12 protein-coding genes and 1 pseudogene are annotated in these 19,685 nt (G+C 66.2%); 5 read left to right on the top strand and 8 right to left on the bottom strand.

The window, feature by feature from the left end; translation table 11 throughout:
- Positions 1–152: 152 nt before the first annotated feature.
- The 5 genes and pseudogenes from FM111_RS16505 to FM111_RS06210 form a co-directional block, all read right to left on the bottom strand.
- Positions 153–296: pseudogene (locus FM111_RS16505) on the bottom strand (FecR/PupR family sigma factor regulator); the annotation flags it as partial.
- Complete coding sequence (locus FM111_RS06195; protein WP_087140021.1) at positions 260–847, bottom strand: RNA polymerase sigma factor; 588 nt, start codon at positions 845–847, stop codon at positions 260–262. The gene FM111_RS06195 and the pseudogene FM111_RS16505, both read right to left, overlap by 37 nt.
- Before the next feature lie 102 nt (positions 848–949).
- Positions 950–3,037 carry an alpha/beta hydrolase family protein gene (locus FM111_RS06200; RefSeq protein ID WP_179205038.1) on the bottom strand — a complete coding sequence of 696 codons (2,088 nt, stop codon included), beginning with the start codon at positions 3,035–3,037 and terminating at the stop codon, positions 950–952.
- A 17-nt stretch (positions 3,038–3,054) separates the two neighbouring features.
- Positions 3,055–5,658, bottom strand: a complete 2,604-nt coding sequence (locus FM111_RS06205; RefSeq protein ID WP_179205039.1) for a TonB-dependent receptor — start codon at positions 5,656–5,658, stop codon at positions 3,055–3,057.
- A gap of 236 nt (positions 5,659–5,894) precedes the next feature.
- Positions 5,895–6,842 carry a LysR family transcriptional regulator gene (locus FM111_RS06210; protein ID WP_087140027.1) on the bottom strand — a complete coding sequence of 316 codons (948 nt, stop codon included), beginning with the start codon at positions 6,840–6,842 and terminating at the stop codon, positions 5,895–5,897.
- 95 nt (positions 6,843–6,937) lie between these two features.
- Here FM111_RS06210 and FM111_RS06215 point away from each other — a divergent pair, with 95 nt between their 5' ends.
- Positions 6,938–8,104 carry an MFS transporter gene (locus tag FM111_RS06215; RefSeq protein WP_087140029.1) on the top strand — a complete coding sequence of 389 codons (1,167 nt, stop codon included), beginning with the start codon at positions 6,938–6,940 and terminating at the stop codon, positions 8,102–8,104.
- A gap of 359 nt (positions 8,105–8,463) precedes the next feature.
- On the opposite strand, the gene FM111_RS06220 is transcribed toward FM111_RS06215, so the two are convergent.
- Complete coding sequence (locus FM111_RS06220) at positions 8,464–11,103, bottom strand: tetratricopeptide repeat protein (protein WP_179205040.1); 2,640 nt, start codon at positions 11,101–11,103, stop codon at positions 8,464–8,466.
- A 274-nt stretch (positions 11,104–11,377) separates the two neighbouring features.
- On the opposite strand from FM111_RS06220, the gene FM111_RS06225 reads away from it, so the two are divergent.
- The 4 genes from FM111_RS06225 to FM111_RS06240 all read left to right on the top strand — a co-directional run bounded on the left by FM111_RS06225 (position 11,378) and on the right by FM111_RS06240 (position 15,821).
- Positions 11,378–11,689, top strand: coding sequence for a hypothetical protein (locus FM111_RS06225; protein ID WP_087140033.1), 312 nt, complete (start codon positions 11,378–11,380; stop codon positions 11,687–11,689).
- 28 nt (positions 11,690–11,717) lie between these two features.
- Positions 11,718–12,632 (top strand): hypothetical protein, encoded by a 915-nt coding sequence (locus tag FM111_RS06230; protein ID WP_087140034.1) that lies wholly within the window; start codon positions 11,718–11,720, stop codon positions 12,630–12,632.
- A 253-nt stretch (positions 12,633–12,885) separates the two neighbouring features.
- Positions 12,886–14,316: a hypothetical protein gene (locus tag FM111_RS06235; RefSeq protein ID WP_087140036.1), complete on the top strand. Its 1,431-nt coding sequence runs from the start codon at positions 12,886–12,888 to the stop codon at positions 14,314–14,316.
- Entirely contained in the window at positions 14,313–15,821 is a 1,509-nt protein-coding gene (locus FM111_RS06240) for a type IV secretory system conjugative DNA transfer family protein (protein ID WP_087140038.1), read from the top strand. The genes FM111_RS06235 and FM111_RS06240 overlap by 4 nt, the downstream gene beginning before the upstream one ends.
- Before the next feature lie 19 nt (positions 15,822–15,840).
- On the opposite strand, the gene FM111_RS06245 is transcribed toward FM111_RS06240, so the two are convergent.
- Both FM111_RS06245 and FM111_RS06250 read right to left on the bottom strand, forming a co-directional pair.
- The gene (locus FM111_RS06245; protein ID WP_087140040.1) at positions 15,841–18,354 is read right to left on the bottom strand and encodes a hypothetical protein; all 2,514 of its coding nucleotides are present in this window, start codon (positions 18,352–18,354) and stop codon (positions 15,841–15,843) included.
- A 144-nt stretch (positions 18,355–18,498) separates the two neighbouring features.
- Positions 18,499–19,563: a hypothetical protein gene (locus FM111_RS06250; RefSeq protein ID WP_143276052.1), complete on the bottom strand. Its 1,065-nt coding sequence runs from the start codon at positions 19,561–19,563 to the stop codon at positions 18,499–18,501.
- Positions 19,564–19,685 lie beyond the last annotated feature (122 nt).

A 19,685-nucleotide genomic window follows, 5' to 3' on the forward strand; every position in this document is an offset into this window, starting at 1 on the left:
GGCGCCGCTCGGGTGGCGGAGCGTCTCGGCGCTGAACGTCTGGGGGCTGAACGTCTGGGAGCCAACAGGTCCGGATCCGGAGGGCCGCTGCCAGCACAAAGAGCCTGAAGTCGATCAAACTCGACCCAAGCTGCGGCTTCACGCTCATAGGCGGCCTCATGCGCGGGATCGGCGTCTCGCCAGGCCTCAAAGGCGGCATGATCCTCGGGCGCGGCGTCGCTGGCCGTGAGTCTGATCACCCACTCGGCGGCCGCCTGCCTTATGTCTTCCCGTCGAGGTGACGACGCGCGCGCCATGATGCTCCCGTCTTGACCGTTTCTGTTCGCGGATGGCGCGCCAGCTCGTCAGAGCAGATGCGCAGACTTTTCGCGAGATGCTTCTCAACTGTACTGACGGATAATCCCAGACGATCCGCTATCTGCTTGTGCGAGAGTCCGTAAACTTTCCGCAAGGTGAAAACCTGGCGCTGGCGTTCGGGCAACTGGGCGACGATATCGGCGAGCAGCCGCAACTCGTCGCGCCACAGGACGTCCAGTTCAGGGCCAGGCTGATCGACGCCGATCGAGAGCGCCTCGACATCGGCCACGCTCTCGATCGCCACGATCCCTTCCCGCCGTCGCTGATCGACAGCGATGTTCTTGAGCACCCGACTGGCGAAAGCGGACGCATTGGTCAGGGTCGCCCAGTTCTCATACGAGATGAGGCGCGCGAAGGTCTCGTGAACAAGGTCTTCGACATCGACGGCGCCGCTGCGTGAAAAGCGCCGTGCGTACGCACGCAGGCCAGGCTCCAGCGGGAGAATCTCCCGGCGGAACCACGCCCTTCGCGCATCGTCAGCATTGCTCATTGCGATTCAAGAATAGCCGCGATTGTGACGGTCGCTATCGCCAAGCAGGTCAACTCATCCTGGACTGCGCAGCGGCGACGGAAACCACCGTCGTCCCCGATATCAAGGCGTTTCATCCACGACCTCGGCGCGCTCCGGCATGAGATAGCGGTCGATCCAGTTGATCGCGGCGTTAAGCTGGTCCCTCTGATCAGCCTCACCGATGAGGACATGGTTGGGGTCGTCGTAGATGCGATACTGGGCGTCGACCCCCTGCTCCCGCCAGGCGGCGTACATCCATCCGTAAAGATCACCCGGAAGCGCGCCGCCGCGATGGCTGACGAACATGGTGGGCGTCGTTACGCCGCGCGTGAAGTTGATCGGCGACATGCGTCGATAGACATCGGGATTGTCGATGGGCGTGCCGTAGAGCGTCGTGGCGAGCTGGTTCGTGCGTGCTCCGGCTCCCCAGCCCGCCATGTGATCGGCGAAGCCGCCTTCCTTGGAGATGGCCGCCTTGAACCGATGGGTATGGGTGATGATCCAGTTGACCTCATAGCCCCCATAGCTGTGGCCGATCACCGCCATCCTGTCGGGATCGGCGACGCCGTCGCGGATCACCGCATCGACGTTGCACATGATGTCATTGAAGTCCTGAGCGTAGGCCTCGCCCGTCCGCGACACCGCGTCGAAACCATAGAACCCGCTCGCGCGATAGTCGGCGACCAGGACGGCATAGCCCTTGGCCGCCCACATGTCGTGTTCGAGGCTGCTGGAGGACAGGATAGTGCCGGGCGTGTAGGCGCCGTGGCTTCCGCCGTCCAGCCCGCCGCGCGGTCCGCCATGAAGGTCGACGATGAGCGGATACCGACGACGCGGATCATGGTTTAGCGGCAGCACCAGGATTGCTTCGGGACGCACGCCGTCGGTGCTTTCGCAGCGGACGAACCTGCGTTCAGCCCGCGCGTAGGACGCCAACGGCGGATCTGCCTTCCAGATCTGACGCCGGGGCGAAGCCTTCCAGACCCCGCTGGCCTTGCGCAAATCGGCGACCGAAAGGCTCGCGCCGCCGTAGAGGTCGATATCGAGCCAGGCCAGGCGGCGGCCATCCGGCGACGGCAGGGCGTTGGCCGGAATTCCAGGGAGTTCGGTCTCACGCCCCTCGATGTCCACAGTGGCGAGACGCCGCGTTAAGGGATGAGCGCCGGAAATGTCCGCCAGCACCGTCCGTTCGTCGAGCCAGCGGGGACGCTCTCTGGGGTCCGTGGACACGACGTGAATCCGGCCGTCGGCGATCGAGGCGATGGCGAACTGCTTGCGCAGTTGATAGCCGAGCCCTTCCTTGTCGTAGGTGAAGGCGACATACGGCCCGACCGGAGCCGCCTGCAGGAACGCGGCGCCTTGGCCGCCGATATTCGACGCCAGGACGCTTTCCTGCCCTGTGGCGGGATCGAAGAGATGCAGATCGCTGCGAGGAAAGCCTTTTCCCGGCACCGGCGTCGCCGTGGCGGCGACGATTTTGCGGTCCTGATCGGCCCACGTCATCCGCCCGATCCGCGTCTCCGGAAGATCAGCGATGCGGCGCGCGTCGCCACAGTGCTCATCAAGAACCCAGACGGCGACGTTGTGACCCCAGACTTCAGGCGCCGCGGCCTCAAGCACTCTTACGGCCGCTCCATTGGTCGGCGCGGCCGCCGGCGCGGCGAAACGCGCCGCTCCATAGCCGACCGCCACAGCGATACGACCGCCGTTCGCGGCAAGGGCCACGGCTTCAATTCCGGTGGTATCCGGCATCAGTTCCGAAACGGAAACCTCGCAGGTCGCGGTCCCGCCTGACCGCGCGACGATGAGGCGGCCGCCGCCCGAGCCTTCGGGATGATAGGCGATCACATCGGCATGCGCCGCCACGACGGGATCATAGCCCACGCCGATATCCGTGGTCGCCCCGGTGCGGACATCGACGGTCCGCTGCAGGTAGCTGAGCGGAACATACTCGGCGAATTGGCCGCGTCCGGCGCCCGCCTGCGCCTGTGTCGTCACCGTGCTGATGAGAACGCGTCGACCGTTATCCAGCCACTGCATTCGCGGGTGAACCGGCGTCTCCTCGGCGTTCCGCCTTATATGGGACAGCAAGATATCCGGCGTGACCGGCACGCCCTGATCCGCCGCCGACGCCGACGTGAACGACGCCAGCAGGAGGGCGCACGTCATCGTGTGGAAGGCGGTCTTCACCATTGCTTTGTCACCGTCAGCGAGATGAATCGGCCCAGAGGATTGGCGTTGGTAGGATCGAAACCGCTCCCAGACGGCGTCAGGACGAACGGCGGATCTTCGTTGAAGAGGTTCTGAACACTGAGCGCGATGGATGCGCCGCGCAGATAGGACGCCGCTTCCGGCGGCGCGCCATATCGGATGTCCAGATCGACGGTCTTCCAGGCTTCGACAGAAGGGTCTGCGACATTGCCCAGATCACTATATCCGCCGACATAGTTGAGAAACGCGGCGGCCGACCAATCGCCGCGAGCCAGGGTCGCGCCTGCGCGAGCCTTGAAATCCACGGGCAGGAACGCCTGATTGAGCGCGTCGGCTTCCGGTGACGTCTCGATCACCTTGCGGGTTCCCGAGAGGATATATTGGCCCGCCGCCGTCAGACCGACGCGGTTGGAACCGACGTCAAACTCATAGCCGATGTTGAAATCGAGACCGTCCTGGAAGGTCGCCGCGTTGTTCCGCAGGCGGTTGTCGAGGATCACCTCGACATCGCTTTCATCCTGACCGGCCGGCACCGCGAAAGGGCCTGCGCGCGTCAGCGCATACTGAGCTCCGGCCAGACCCATATCCCTGAAGCGGGTGATCAGATCCAGGCTCGGATTATAGGTCAGGATCGGCGCATAGGGGGCTGTATCCCCCGCGAACAGGGTGGTGAAATTCCCAGGAAAGCCGCGATCGATCCGGTCGGTATAGGAGATGCGATAGTAGTTCAGCCCCAGGGACAGGCCTTCGACGAAGGTCGGCTTGAACTCCACGCCCCCCGTCCAGGTCGTGGCCTTCTCCGCATCCAGATCAGGATTGCCGCCCTGCAGGAGCATCAGGTTCGTGCGCCCTGTCGGGACCCCCGCGTTCGGCAGATTGACGACCACGACGACGGCGTTCTGCGACTGCAGGTCCTCAAAGATGGGCGCCCTAAAAGATGTGCCATAGGTGCCGCGGAACAGAACGCCCGGCACGGCTTCCCACAGCAGACCCAGCTTGGGGTTCAGGGTCGAGCCGAAGTCGCTGTAGTGGTCGTATCGGGCGGCAATCGTCGCCTCCAGCCGTTCGGCGCCGGCGAAACGATTGTTCGGACCAACGAAAGGCACAATGGCCTCGCCGAATACCGAAGCGACGTCACGAGCGCCGCTGACGGTCGGCTGCGGCCTCGTGCCTGCGGTGAAGCGGTTTCGATATTCCTCGCTTCGATACGTCGCGCCCAGGGCGACCCGTATCTCGCCGCCGGGAAGGGCGTAGAGGGGGCCGTCGGCCGCCAGATCCACATACCGGGAATCCGACGCGATGCTGAAGCTCGAAGCCGGGCTGACCACGCCGGCCGGAGTCGTCGAAAAGCCCGTGCGTTCGACATCGCTGTGACCGACAGCGCCGCTCAGCCGCACCTGCCAGGCTTCCGACAGGTCGTATGTCAGGGCGCCCGAAAGATCATACTGTTCTGTCGAGGGCGCGCCGATCTGATAATCGCTGGCCGTCGCCCGCACGGATCTGACGTCGCGCTTGGCGTAGAGGCCGTTCAGTTCGAGCGAGAGGTCCGGCGTGATCGTCTGCGAGATCGCGCTATAGAGACTGTGCCGTTCCGTCTCCGGGTAGAGATCATAGGGCTGAAACGGCGCCTTGCGTGAGAAGCGTCTCTCGGAGACGTCGAGATTGTCCTGCGACAGGAATTCGTAGCTCAGAAGAGCCTGACCGCTCGACCAGTTCCAGCCCCCCGTCTGGACCGCCTGAAACTCTTCCAGACCGCCCGAGGTCGCGCCGCCGTAACGCAACCGGGTCTCGTAGCCCTCGAAGTCCTTGCGCAGCACGATGTTAACGACGCCGCCGATCGCATCGGACCCGTACAGAGCCGACGCCCCATCCGTCAGCACCTCGATCCGCTCGACCGCCGACACGGGGATCAGCGAAATATCGACATACTGGAATTGGTTCGAGGCGGTGAGGCGGCGCCCGTTGAGGAGGGTCAGGGTGGTGCCGGTGCCCAGCCCACGCAGGTTCAGACCCGAGCCAGCTCCCCAGTTCGACCCTACATCGCGATCCACCCCGGAGTTGGCGTTATTCCCGGCATTGGCGCCCCCGCCGAAATTCTGCGGCAGCTTGTCGAAAAACTGCTGAAGCGTCGCGGCGCCGGACTGAGCGATCATTTGATCATTGAACCGGATAACCGGCGAAGCGCCGCTGCCGCCGCCGCGAATGTGCGACCCGACGACGACGATTTCGTCCAACTCAGTGACGCTTTCAGCGACAGCCTCTGGACTGGCGGAACGCATGTGCGTCGCCCGTCTGAGCGTCACAGTCCGTCCATCGCTGGTGACCACTTCGAGGCCTGCGGCCTGGGCGAGGCGTGCAAGGACGTCGGCGTCATCTAATCGGCCGACGATTGCCGGCGCGCGGCGTCCATGCACGGCGTCGAACGGGAACAACACCTGTTTGCCGGATTGCCGCGCGAACGCCTGCAAGCTCGCGGCCGCGTCGCCTGCGGGTATATTGTAGGCGCGTGTCTGCGCGACTGCGGACGTCGCCGTCGCCAAAACGGCGACCGTGCCAAGCAGCAGATACCTGAAGTCCATGCCCATCAGCTCCCCCGGCCACGCGCGCCACTCGAGCGGGCCTTAGCCGTAATGACGAGCGAGGCGGCGCTATCCGCTATGCACGGCTTCAAAAAACTGAATGACCGCGTGAGCTTTATCCCGATGGAAGTCTGCGCGATGCGCTTCCACTGTCGGCATTGCGCCGCTTGCGGACATTGAGGCGAGCCTTGGATTGAGACTTTCCGCGACTAGCGGCGCATAGGAACGCCATCAACTCAAGCTGAGTTGGCTGGAGCGTGCACGGGGGCGGCCGCCCCTCGCAAGCGCTCCGTCAGGAAGTCGACAAATACGCGTACTCGCGCGGGGGTGTTGGCGCCGCCGACGAATACCGCATGGATCGGTTCGCGGTCGCCTGGGTTGAACGCCTCCAGAATTGGGATGAGATCACCTCGGGAGATGGCGTGGGCGACGCTGAAATGCCCGACCCGCGTAATCCCTGCGCCCGCCAGCGCCAGTTGAGCCAAGGTCTCGCCGTTGTTGGCCTCGACCGGCCCCCGCACCGTCAGCGCATAATCTCTGCCGTCTCTGCGGAACGGCCAGACCGGCTCCTGCCTCCGGAAGTTGAAGTTGAGGCAGTCGTGATCGTGAAGGTCCTCCGGCACGCGGGGCATGCCCCGTCGCGCGAGGTAATCCGGAGACGCAACGATGGTCCTCCCCGTTTCGCCAAGCCGGCGAGTGGTCAGAGGACTGTCGGGCAAGGGGCCGAAACGGATCGCGACGTCGGCCTGACCCGCCGCCACATCCACCACGACATCGGTCAGGTTGATATCGACCAGAATGTGCGGGTAGAGCGCTACGAACTCCCCGATCAGGGGCACCACCACCTGACGCCCATGCGCCAGCGAGGCGCTGACGCGCAGGCGTCCGCGCGGAGCGCCCTGGTCCGCGATGCCTTGCTCCGCCTCATTAAGGTCAGCGATGATCCGCCGCGCCGCGCCCAGGTAGGCCTGACCTTCGGCCGTCAATGTCAGCACGCGCGTGGTGCGCAACATCAGGCGTACGCCCAGCCGCGCTTCGATCCGGTCGATCGTTCTGCTGACCGCAGAGGGCGTCAGACCCAACATGCGACCCGCCGCCGAGAAGCTGCCGCGAGCGGCCACCGCGGCGAACACCTCCATCTCACGGGCGCGATCCACACCGCCGATCTGCATCTTTGCGTTCAACTCAAAAATCCTTGGCCTGAGCCAGCCCTAACGCTTGGCGGGTGAAACGTCCATTTGTCCGCGCGTTCACCCCTAGCTCGCGAGTCTTCCTTTCGATGAAACTGAACCCTCCCCTTCTGGCCCTCGCGGCCGGCGCATTCGGTATCGGCGTAACCGAATTCGCGCCGATGGGCCTCTTGCCCGTCATGGCCGCTGACCTTGGAGTCTCTATCCCTGCCGCCGGCCTGCTGATCAGCGCCTATGCGCTCGGAGTCATGCTGGGAGCGCCTTTGATGACGCTGACGACAGGCCGTTTGCCGCGTCGGACGCTGCTTATCGGCCTCGCGGCGATCTTCACGGTCGGCAACGCCCTATCGGCGGTCGCGGACGGCTACGGGATGCTGATGATCGCGCGGGTCATCACCTCGCTGAACCACGGGGCGTTCTTCGGCGTCGGCGCGATTGTAGCCGCCGGACTTGTGCCGCCCAATCGAAAGGCCGGCGCCGTAGCCGCCATGTTCATGGGGCTGACCATCGCCAACGTCGTGGGCGTTCCGCTCGCCACCTGGGCCGGAGACGTGATGGGTTGGCGGGCCAGTTTCTGGGGCATTGCCGCAATCGGCGTCGCTGTCATGGCCGCCCTCGCACTGACGCTGCCGAAGACTCCCGCGCCTGCAGCTGGAAACATGCTCGCCGAACTGCGTGTTTTGGGGCGCGGCCCGGTTCTGGCGGCCCTGGCTCTGACGGTGATCGGCTCAAGCGCCATGTTCACTGTCTTCACCTACATCGCGCCTATCCTGCGCGAGCAAACCCAGGCGTCCCTCGGCTTCGTCACGGCCATGCTGGTCACCTATGGGCTGGGATTGACGGTCGGCAACTGGCTCGGCGGGAAGTTCGCTGACAGGTCGGTCGATCGGACGTTGATCGTCACCCTTGCCTCCTTGTCCGTCGTGCTCGTCGCTTTTGCTGCGGCGATGCCGTTCGCCGGCCCGACCGCCGTCCTGATCTTTCTTTGGGGGATAGCCAGCTTCGCCCTAGTGCCGCCGCTTCAGGTACGCGTCATGACGGCAGCCGCCGACGCGCCGAACCTCGCCTCGGCGGTCAACATCGGCGCTTTCAACCTCGGCAACGCCATCGGCGCGGCCCTCGGCGGAGCGGTGATCGCCGGCGGGTTCGGCTATCCTGCGGTCTCATTGGCAGGCGCCGCCGCATCCAGCCTGGGCTTGGTGCTGGTCCTGATGATGTCCCGCAAGCGAAGGGCCGTCGCTATCGCTGCGGAGTGACCTGCGCGACCGCCCAGCGCCAGCAGCACCTTGGGTGAGAGATGTCGGCGTGTTGGATAGACGGCGCTGACCGGCGGTTCGTCACGACGGCAGTCTGCCAGGACCGGCGCCAGACGGCCCTGGCGGATGTCTTCACTCACCAGGAAGCCGCCCCGTTGAACCAGTCACAGCCCCGCCAGGGCGGCATCGCGCACGGCTTCGCTGTTGTTCAGCCTCAGAGACCCATGGACGCAGACCTCTCGATCCTGGCCATTCACCCTGAAACGCCAGGAACAGCGCCCCAAATCCCGTCATCGCCTCCCCCTTTCCTCTTTTGGCGTCCTGGCGACGCGGTTCCGCGAAGATGCCGCGGCCCAGGGTCAACCGGCGCCCATGACCGCTGCATAACGACGACGTTCGAAGGGCGGAGTTCGGGCTCCCTTCAAAGTCTCCAGACGCGGCCGCAGGCGGTGCAGTTCGACCTGCTCGCCTTCCGCTCGAGCGATTTCAGCCAAAGCCAGATCCAGCATCACACCCCAGTCCGCGTCACCCACAAGGCCGGCTACCCGCGCACGATCGACTTGAATCAGAAGCTGTTTCGCCTCGGCGTACCGCCCGTCCAAGACCAGGCACTCGCCGAGGTAAAAGCGGATCACATGGGTCAGGGGATAGTCGTCGCCGAACCCCTCGCGAGAGGCCCGATAGGCCTGATCGAGGTGACGCAGGCCCTGGCGTCGCTCGTTGGCTCGACACAGGACGGCGCCCAAGTCGTTAAGACCGACGAGCGTCTGGTGCGCATTCGGCCCTTGGCTGGTCTCGGCCCCCTTCCACACGGCTTCCGCCGCTCCAGCCGCCTCCGCATACCGGCCCAATGCAGTCAGGCCCTCGTAGCGGGTCGACTGAAGACCGAGGGTGTAGCGACTGTTCGGGCCGAACCGTTCGGTCATCGTCGGCAGCAGGGCGTCGGCTTCGACGAGCGCAGTTTCGAGGTCGCCGGTCATCAGCCTGGCCTGCGCCAGGTTCTGTCGCGCGATCAGCGTATTGGCGTGACCGACCCCCGAAATTCGGGTCCAGCCCGCCACCACCTCTTGCACCATCGGCAGAGCTTCGCCCGGCCGCCCCAAGCGCATCAGCACCATGGCCTGCTGCTGACGAACCAGCAGAATGTCGCGCTCGGACAACCCAGCAGGACGGGTCTCAGCGATGGCCAAGGCCCGAGCGAAAGCGGTGCTGGAGGCGTCTAGGTCCTCGAAGAAGCCGATCACCGCCTCGGCCTGGGCGAGATGGAACCCCAGCATGCCCTTGTCGGCGGCGGAACCCAGACGACGACGCTCGGCGGCGGCAAGTGTCTTGGCCGCGGCCAGACCGCCCGGTTGAGCCGACAAGGCCTCGGCCCGGGCATGCAGCAGTCGGGCGCGCGCCGCCGCCGGCGAATCCTGCAACCCAGCCCGCTCATACGCCGCGGCGGCCAGGCGGAAAGATCGGCGCGCCTCATCGTACTGACCGCGCTGGACGAAGGCGGTGGCCAACGACAGGTGCAGGCCGGCCGCGACTTCGGGCTGCCGAGCGAAGCGGGCGTCGACGGTCGAGCGCGCGCGCAGCGCAGCGGCCGCCAGCGTCTCCTCCGCAGCTGAGCCGGACAGCGGGTTGGTCTGTCCGAGCAGGTCGTCCACCAGGAAGGCGTAGCTGGCCTCGGCCGCCGCCGTCTGGGCCCTGGCCTCGTTCCTCTGGTTGACCGCCACCAGAGCCGCCGTCGAGGTTGCGACAAGGCCGACGGCGCCTAAGCCGACAGCCAGCCGAATCCACGGGCGCCGGGCAGCGCGCGCTTCCTCACGACGGCGTTCCGCCTCGCGTCGCTCCGTCTCCGCCTCCGCCTCGGCTCGCGCCGTTCGCCGCTGTTCAAGCGTGCCGAGCCGTTCAGCCAGCAGCGCAGCGGACTCCAGCCGTCGGGTCTGGTCGCCGGCGGCCGCCAGGGCGATATCCTCGCGCAGGAGCGGATCATCCACCTCCCCTTCCCAGCCGGCGGCGAGCGGTCGGTCCAGATCGCCCACGGTCATCTGATAAAGGATCAGCCCCAAGGCGTAGATGTCCGCGGCCATGCCCGGCGCGGCGCCCTGCGCCACCTCGGGCGCGCGATAGGCGGCGGTGTCGGAGCGGGTCGAGGCGTCATCCTCTCCTGGCGGAAAGCCGCCGCCCGAAATGCCGTGCAGGTCCAGCGCCGCCTGATCGACCAACCAGCCGCTGCCGAAGTCAGCAAGGCGGACAATGGGGGCGCCGCCCGGCCGCGTCTCGATCAAGACGTTGGCGGGCTTCAGATCCTTATGCAGCACCCCGGCGCTATGCGCGGCCGCCACGGCGCGCGCCAGATCGGCGACCACCGCGATCCGCTTCTCCAGCGACAACGCGCCGAGTCCCCCCTTCAGGGCTCCGGCCCAAGCGTGCATATCCTGCCCGGCGTCCGCCGCCTCGATGAAATAGGGCGCCGCCGTGAAGTTCCATTCCAAAACGTCGACACAGGGCCGCCGATCGCCCAGCACGTTACGCATCAGCCGGAACAAGGCGACCTCGCGACGCAGACTGCGCAATCGGTCGGGCGCGTCAGCGAACTTGAAGATGCGCGTCTCTTCGACCTTCTGATGATGCGCTCGCCAGACGTCGCCGGCGCCGCTGTCGTCCAGGGCTTCTTGGAGGATCCACTGAGGGCGACCAGGAACCGGGTCCCCCGGAGCGAAGGCGAAGCGTGGGGCCAGCGGCGTCGACAACTGCTCGATCTCGACCGGGGCCCCCAAGCGGTAGCCGACGCGCGGCAGGGTCTGGACGATGTCCGCCCCCTGCTCGCTCAAGGCTCCGCGCAGCTTAGACACGGCCGTGGTCAGAGAAGCCTCCACCACGTGGATGCCAGGCCAGACAGCGTCGAGCAGCTCCGCCTTGGTGACTGCCTCGCCGGCGTTCAGCAACAGCTCATGCAGAACTTGAAGCGGCTTGCCCTCCAACTCCACCGGCTGGCCGTTGACGGACAAGGTCCAGGCCGCCTCATCGAACACCGCGTTCGCGAACCGCCATCTGCGCCGTCTCCGGCGCGGTCCGGAACCGCCCTCTGCCATGAAGCCACCTCGAATGCAGTCTGCGATCTCGAAGCCTAAGGGAGCGCGGTCCGGGATGGCAACTCTCAGCGACCGCCGGCTGACGACTTAAGAACTTCTTTAGCTCGGCGTCAGGATTCCGCGGGACCGACCGGCCAGGCTGGCCTCCTGGAAGCGCGACAGGCGCGCTCCGTCACGGAGGCCGACAGGCATGGAGAACCCGCTTTTCCCGAACCGGATCGAACGATCCGCCGCGCTGGGCGCGTTCAAGCGCGCCGGATCCACGGACCTGGACGTGCTGGCGTCCGTGAAGGCGTCGCTGATCCAGACGTCGAAAACGGCGGTCCGTGGCGGATGGGGGCTGATCATCTCAGGTGTCCTCGTCTGTCTGACCATCCTCGGCATCCCGGCGGGCATAGCCATGGCGCTGATGGGCTGGTGGGTGATTGGGCGCGCCCAGAAGAACATCCGTCTGGTCGACGACGTCCTGGTGGAGTTCACGGCGGCGCCGCAGCCGGCCTGACGCCGCGTCCACGAACAGGAGGACGACCATGAAGGGCAAGATTCTGGGTGTCCCCGCCGGCGAACTGGCCGGAGCCATCACAGGCGACGACGGCAAGCGTTACCGCTACGAGGCCGCCGATTGGCGCGGCGAACGACCCGCCTCGGTCGGGGCCGCCGTCGATTTCGACGTCGAAGGCGGGACCGCGCGCGACGTCTATCCAGCCATCGACGCCTTCACCGGCGCCGGTGCGGTCTCGGTCGAGGCCCTGGCCCGGTCGTCTGGGGGCGAGAAAATCATCGGCCTGTTCAAGGACGCGCTGGCGCAGCCCTTGGCGATCCTGGTTCTGATCGCCTTCTTCCTGCCGGCCCTGTCGTCGCCGGCGCTGACCGCTTCCCAACTGGAGCTGGACAAGGTCGCGACCGCCGCCGGGCTGAACCTGGAGCAGGTCGAGCACGGAAGACGTCGCCTGGCCGACCTGGAGCGCGACCTCGCTCGCTTCAGGATGGAGGCCGCGCAGAGCGGAGGCAGCGCTCCGGACAGCGTCTACGGCTACGGCAATGTCGGCGATCGCATCGCATCGCTGGAAGAACAGCGCGCCGAGATTCGCAAAGGTCTGAGCGCGATCAGCTTCCTGAAGGCCGTGGACACCGCCCTCATTCTTCGCTTCTCCGCCGTCCTCGCTGCCTTGTGGCTGATCTGGCAGGCTTGGACTGGGGCGCCGCTGCGTCCGTGGGAGCTGGCCGCAGGGGCCGCCGCCCTGCTCGCGGGCGGCCTGACCTTCCTGCTGCGATCCGCGATCCTGGGCCTCTTCACGGCCGTGAACCCGCTTGGCGAGGCCGCCGCTTCCCAGGCGGAAACCCTCATCTCGGTCGAGATCGGGCCTTGGCTGCTGCTCATCGCGGGCGCGGGCCTGATCGCCTCGGGTCTGGGTCTAGTCCGCAATCCCCTTCGACGAACCTGACCTTTGGAGTAACCGCCATGCTCATCCGTTCGCCTCCCTTGCGGACCTCGTCTGTAGCGCCCCTGATCAGCCTTTGGCGGGGCCCTGACGAATATGCCTCTGAAGCACCCGGCGTTCGGAGTTCCCGCCGCCGCGCAGACGAGCGCGTCCGCCGATGATCCCCGGACACAGACGCTGCCTGCGTCGATGGATAGTTGACAGCGACCGGACCGGCGAGGTGTCTTCGCTGTCATCCCGAATGGGAGATGGAGACATGTCCGCCCAAGCCGCGCCTTTCGCGCCGGAACTCAATCCCGTCTACCGCGAGGGCGTCACCGTCGGCGTACTCGCCGGTGACGCCCTCCGGTTCGCAGCGGACTTCCTGGATTCGATCGACGCCGGCGCCGCCGCACGCAAAAAACTGGCCGACGACGCGCGGGTGTGCCGAGCCATGGCTGAAGCCGTCGCTCGCGCGCCCTTGCGCAACTCGTCCCAAGTCCTGGCTCCAACGGACCTGGGCGGTCGTTTCTTCACTCTGACGGAGCGCATGTGGCCTAACGCCGAGGTCGCCAGCTATCTCCTGGGTCATGCGGCGGAACTGATGCAGGCGCTCCCGGCGGTCAACGGCGCGTTGAAGAACCGGCTGCTTCTGGACGCCCAGCAGCTACGTCGCGTGCGGATGCTTCTGAACATCGCCCCCAACGCCCGGTTGGGCGCCCGCCTGACCGAACTCTTGCCCCTACTTCGGGCGCTCGAACGGCCGATCGAAGGGGAGAAACCTTTTCCTCCGATGTTGATCGACAGCGTGACCGCAGATCCAGTGTTCCATGCGGCCGCCCAAGACGCCTACCGTATCGTGCTCGGCCGCGAACTCGACGATCTCCCCGGCATGGCCAGCGCAGTGTGGTCCGGCAAGCTGGCTCTCGCGTGGCTGCAGACGCACGACAGGGGTTGGCCGCTGACCGCGATCGAGATCGCGCGGCTTGTGGAGGCCGTGCGCTCCCCGAGCAAGCCGTGGAACCGGGCGCCCGGCGTCCCCGGCGACTGGACTGACCTGGAGCCTGAGGCGGCGGCCGAAGTCTTGAGCCTGATCGGCGCGCACCACCGGGTGGGTTCGGCGCGCGCCCCCTTCCCCCTAGCCGGCTTCTGCGATCGGGTTCGCACCCTGCCGCTACGCTGCCACGGCGGGATCATGTTGATCGAAACCCAAGGCCGGATCAGCGGCGGAGCGATTGGGATCGCCTCATTCGTGCTGACCGAGGACAAGGTTCTGGCCGTCGATGGCACGTCGATCTGGATCCACGACCTGAACGACGCCGTCGGCCCGCACCTTCAGGACGAGGGTGCGCGGCTGGACTACATCCGACTCTTCATGAACTGCGTTCGCCATGAGGGGGAGCGGTTCCAGCCGGTGGAGTCCTTCGAAGACCTGGCGGATCGGGCGACGGACGCCCACGCCCTGCGCGACCTCTGCGTGGGCCATGCCCGCGTCATCGAACCGGCCGGTTTCGACGCCGAGGGCCGCTGGTTGTTTCTGCTCGTCGTCTGCCACCACCAAGGCTTCTTCGCGACTGGCCTGGCCCTCACCCCGGACGGTCTGATCGAGATGATCGACGACAGGATGCTGACCGACGATGTCCCCGTGCGGTCCGAACGCATGGACGGCCTCTTCGTCGTTCTGGAGCCGAAGGAAACGACCTCATGACCTTGATCCCTGTGGACAGCGCCCTGGCCTTGCCCGACAGCGTCGACGAGCCTGGCCTGATCGTCGGCTGGTCGTTGGAACGCGAGCATCGACGTCGGCCGGTGGGTTTCAAGTTCGGAGCCGTTGCCGCCGCCGATCCAGCGACCGCCGTCGTCGCCCCGATTCTGATGGAACGCGAGGGGCATCTGATGACCATCGCGCCGACCGGCGCCGGCAAGGGCACCGGCTGCATCGTACCTGCGTTGCTGCGCTTCGACGGGCCGGTCATCGTCGTCGATCCGAAGGGCGAGAACGCCCTGATGACCGAACGACGCCGGCGCGAACTGGGACAGGAGGTCGCCATCCTCGATCCCATGGGCGTGACAGGCCTGCCCGCCGCCTCGCTCAATCCGCTCGACATCCTGGACCCGGAAAGCCCGACCTTCGTCGATGACGCGATGGCCATGGTCTCGGCTTTGGCCAATCCCGATGTCGAGACCGACGCCAGCGACGGCGGCTACTGGCGCGAACGCGGGGCGACCTTCGTGCTGGGCGTGGTGTTGCATGTCATGAGCGACCTGCCGCCAGCCAGTCGTTGCCTGGAAACCGTGCGGACCCTGGTCAACCAGGCCGTTGGAGAGATCGGCCTCTACAGCGCCGCAACCGAGCGCCAAGACGCCTCTAGCAGCCTGGCCGGCACCGTGTTGGCGGCGCTGGAGGCCTCGCGCAACGCCGAGGCGCGCAACATCGGACGAATGCTGCGGATCGGCGCCGTTTCGACCTTGGGCGGCATTCTCTCCTTCTCCCAAAATCTCGTCGACATCGCACGCTCGGGCATGATCGCCCCCTCGTTGCGAACCACAAGCTTCGACCTCGGCGCGGTTCAGCGGGGCGAGCCGCTGTCGATCTATCTCGTGCTGCCGCCGCACATGCTCGAGAGCCACGGCCGGTTGTTGCGCCTGTGGGTGCACACCCTGATGACCCTCATCTCGGGTCGCAGCGGTCGGCCGCCCAAGTCGACCCTGTTCATCCTCGACGAGGCGGCTCAACTCGGCGCTTTCGACGACCTGCGACGAGCCATCACCCTGATGCGCGGCTATGGCCTGCAGACTTGGAGCTTCTGGCAGGACCCCAGCCAGTTGCAGAACCTCTATCCACGGGACTGGCAGACCATGGTCAACAATTGCCGCGCCGTGCAGTGCTTCGGAGCGAACACCATGCTGGCGGCCGAGGCGATGGCCCGCCTGGTCGGCTTCGGCTCGCCCGAGCAGTTGCTGGACCTCGACGACGACGAGATCCTACTGCAGTTGTCCGGGGACATGCCGGTGATCGCCCGACTGCCGAACTATCGTGCCGATCCGATGTTTGCGGGCCTGTACGACGTCAATCCCTTCCACGATCCGTCTCGCCCGGTTCAGAGATCAAAGCCGGTCCTGCGCGTGTTTGAGCGAGCGCCGCCGGTCATCGAACCCGACACGCCGGCGGAGCTCCTGGCGAAGCTCAGGGCCCTGTCGACGTCCGCATGATCGCCTGGGGGCGCTGCTCTCAGGGCCGTCCGTCCTCGTCCCGCAGGGCCCGCTCGATGGCCGACGCCGACTTGTCGACACAGGGGGCCTGGGCCTCCAGCGGGCCGATGCAAAGCTGACGCAACTCGGCCAGCAGGGCCGCCGCCATGGTCAGTTTGTCCCGATCGCGGTCCTGCGCGCCAAGATAGGCCGCCAAGTCTGCGAAGGTGTGCGCCGCCTTGAACCAGAGGCCCAGGTTGCGCTCCCGATCGAGACGAGCCACCGCGAATTCCAACGCCGAAAACGCCGCTCGGGCATGCCGACCTGCCTCAGGACCGGAGCCTTCCAGCACGGCCTGCTCCATATGGGACAGGCCCAGCGCCCGCATGGCGAGCAGTCGTCCTTCCTCATTGCCCAACTCGGCATAGCCATCGACCGCCGCCTTGGCATCTCGGATCGCCAGATCCAGCATGTCGCGCCGCTGGTCCTCGGGCCTGAACGGCGCGAGATCTCTCCGAACGTTCGACCCCGTGAGAGCCGCCGACGCCCGCGCCGTCGGATCCGCCGTCTCGCGCAAGCTGTCAGCGAGCTGAGCCGCCTCCTCCAGCCGGATGCGTGCGAGGTCAGGTCGGGCGCCTTCCGCGAAATTGAGAAGGGCGATCGCCATGTTGGCTCGCGCTTCGACCGAAAGAGGATCTCCGCCCAGGTCCGGGTCGTTCACCAACTGTCGATAGGTCTCGATCGCCAGTTCCGCGAGAGCCTCTCGCTTCGGCCCGAAGGGTGTGGTCGAGGCCTCCAGCACGAAGCGGCTGGCCTGGATTTCCCGCACGACCGCCCGCACCCGCGGGGCCGTGATCATCGTCGGTCGAAGCGTTTCGCACCACCTGTCGATCTGCGAAAATGCCTCTGGTCGGGCGGAAGCGACCGCGCGAGCGCGGGCGATCCAAGCCTGAGCGAGACGCAGGGCGGCGTCGGATCGAACGGCCGCGGCCTGTGTCTGGGCGTGAAGCGTCTCGAGATCCCGGATGGTCCGATCCAGACGATCCAAGGTGTCATTCGAGGGTTCGCGGCCGAACTGCAAGATCGTCGCCGCGGCTTGATCCAGTTGCGCCAGAGGCGTGCTGAGCGTCTCCGTGGGCCCGGCGGGCGGCGTCATGCCGTGCGACAGCATCCAGGTTCCGATCCGCGCGATCAGTCTGTGGGCTTCATCGATGACCTCTGCTTCCGCGTCGGCCCCCATCCGGTCGATGAACCCGTGGATTCCCGTGATCAACGAGGTCGGAAGTTCAGGCGGAATCCCCTCGACCTGATGAAGTCCTTCCCCCTCGACGGCCCAGAAGCCGAGCTCCGCGCGATCCGCGAGCCGAGGCGCATCGAGAATGGACAGGCTTTGAGCGGCCAGTTTGAAACCATCGCGTGCTTCGACCAGACGGCTCCGCCCCTGTTCGCCCCCGAGGAGCATGCCCAACAGATACGCGGCGTGCGCCCTGGCGGCCACCGACTTGGCCCACTGCAGGGGCGCTCCATTCATCAACTCGGGGGTGATCAGGACATCATAAGTCAGGATCGCGGCGTTCAGCCCCGAAACGCCGACGACAGAACCCTCTTCGTAGAGGTTCAGGAGCACGTCCGCAGCGCCGCGCCGTTTGAAGACCTCGTGGCGGGTCCCGCCATCCGGCGGAAGCGCGATCGTCTCGAGCAGGGCCAGGGCGGCGACGTTGTTACGACGAGCCAGGTCGGCCAGCCCCTGCAGCGCCGCGTCCGCCTGCTTCTCCGTTTCCGCGTCGCGCAGAGTCTCTTCGTATCGACGCAGATCCTGCCCAGTCGCGATCCGACGCGCGACCGAGAGGGCCTGGAGCAGTCCGCCGATGACCAGAAGGTCCAGCCCCATGCGCAGAGCAAAGGCGGCGACCCCGCCTCCGGTCGGCAAGACGGCCTGGACACCGGACGGGTTGTCGTAGCCCATCACCTCGATATTGCCGACGATCGGCAGGGCCTCCAGCGCCTCCGAGGCGACGTAGGCCACATACTCCAGGAGGCCGATCCCCGAAGTCGCACTGAAGAAGTGCAGACCAGTGAGTCTCCAGACCAGCAGGCTGCCCAGCATGAAGACCGCCGACAGGGCGACCAGGAGTTCGTTGTTGTAGTCTTCGCTTCCCGGCGTACGACGTCGACCCGGATTCAGGTTGGCGGCCCGATCTTCCTCGTCCCAGGCCCAACGCCGGAACACAGCGAGCACGGCGACCAGGCCCAGAACCAGCACCGGCGCGCCGAACAGCGGAGGAAGCAGGGCGCCGATCGCGCCTGTCCCCAAGAGCACGGCCAGAAGGCGTCCCCAACGACGCGCCCGTCCCTTTTCGTCCAGCCCTATCCATCGGGCGACGCCGAGCGCTAGGCCGCGATCCAGCCAGAGGAACCAGGGTCTGAACCAGGTCAGCCCGCGTTCCAAGGCTGGATGAAGTCCTCGGATCAGTATCGCGGCCACAACCAGGAACAGCAATGCGCCGGTCAGGGCGACGCCGAACTGGAGAAGAGAGAAGCGGACCTCGGACATCGAATCCCCTGCAATGCACAGCCAAGGTAAGATAGGAACGGCGGGCGTGGAACCTGGGGACGCGGCGAGGGCGGAGGCCTCCCGCCAGCGTCCAGTCGGCCATGACCTGGATCAGCGCACTCACGGTCTGCAGGAAGAGATGTGCTATCGGTGCGAGAGATCGCCCCAGTCCTCACGGTCGCTGCGGGGCATCTGCCCGGTCGGGCAGTGCGTGTGACGATCGCCGTACTCGTTGGTGAAGCTCGTGCGGCTGGCGACGGTAATGACCAGATCCGCACCTCGGAATCGATAGCGGTCGCCGCCCAGCGCCTCCACGCCTTGGATGCGCCGACCGCCGTCGAACGAGGCCACGCGCCTCTCGTCCAGGTACATGAGCACGCCAGTCGAGTCGGCGACGGCTTCGGCGCAGCTGACGCCAATGGCGTAGTAGCCCTTCTCGATCGGCGGAAACCCGACCCGACCCTGTGTCCGCGCGGCCCCGCCGCCTGCGGCGCGGCCCTCGGACGTCAGCGTGCAGATGCCGCCCTCGTCTGACGTGCCTCCATCGATATACGTCTGGCCGTTCCAGCGCTGGAAGCCGACGCAGCCGGTTTCGTCTCCGTTGGCGATCTCGATATCGGGCCAGGCGACGCCGCGCCGAGAATGGAACCCGTAGTTCGCGAACCGCGCCTGAAACCCGATCAGGGAGCGCAAGCCCTCGCTGGTGCGGTGCAGAACCGAAACGAAATGCTGGTTCATGCCCCAACACTGATCGCCATCGGCCTTAACGACGGCCTCGGGCCGACCGTCGCCGTTCAGGTCGCGGACCTCTTCGATCTCAGCCCAAACCCCTTCGCAGATGTTCTCGGCGTCCTCGGGATCGCGCCAGGTCCAATGGCTGTCGGGCTGGGGACTGACGAATCCGGCGGCGTGCATGACGGCCGCACGCTCCTGAGCGGAAAGAGCAGAGGTCGAAGCGACCTGGAGCGCCGAAGCTGCGGCAGAAACGGAAGCGGCGTTCGCTTCAGCCGCGGCGGCGCTTCCCTCATCGTCAGCGACGGACTCCGCCCCGCAGGCCGCTCCTGACAGAGCCATACCCAGCAGGGCGACCCGGCAGATCGGGCCGGGGACCAGGGCGTTGCGCAAAGTCGTCGCAGCAGACCGCAGGAACGACGTGCGGCCTCCTCCGACGATCACTCTGAACAGTCTGCTGGTTGCGACTGCGCGCATGGCCTGGCCCTCCAAAAAGAAGGACCGGAATAGGAATCTTGAGCCGTATAATCTTAATGTCGTTCTCAAGCTTTTCTAAAGCGGCGCAAACAGCGCCGTCGCGTAGCCGCCTTTGGACGTCG

The organism is Brevundimonas diminuta 3F5N, from assembly GCF_900163625.1.
Classification (GTDB): domain Bacteria; phylum Pseudomonadota; class Alphaproteobacteria; order Caulobacterales; family Caulobacteraceae; genus Brevundimonas; species Brevundimonas diminuta_A.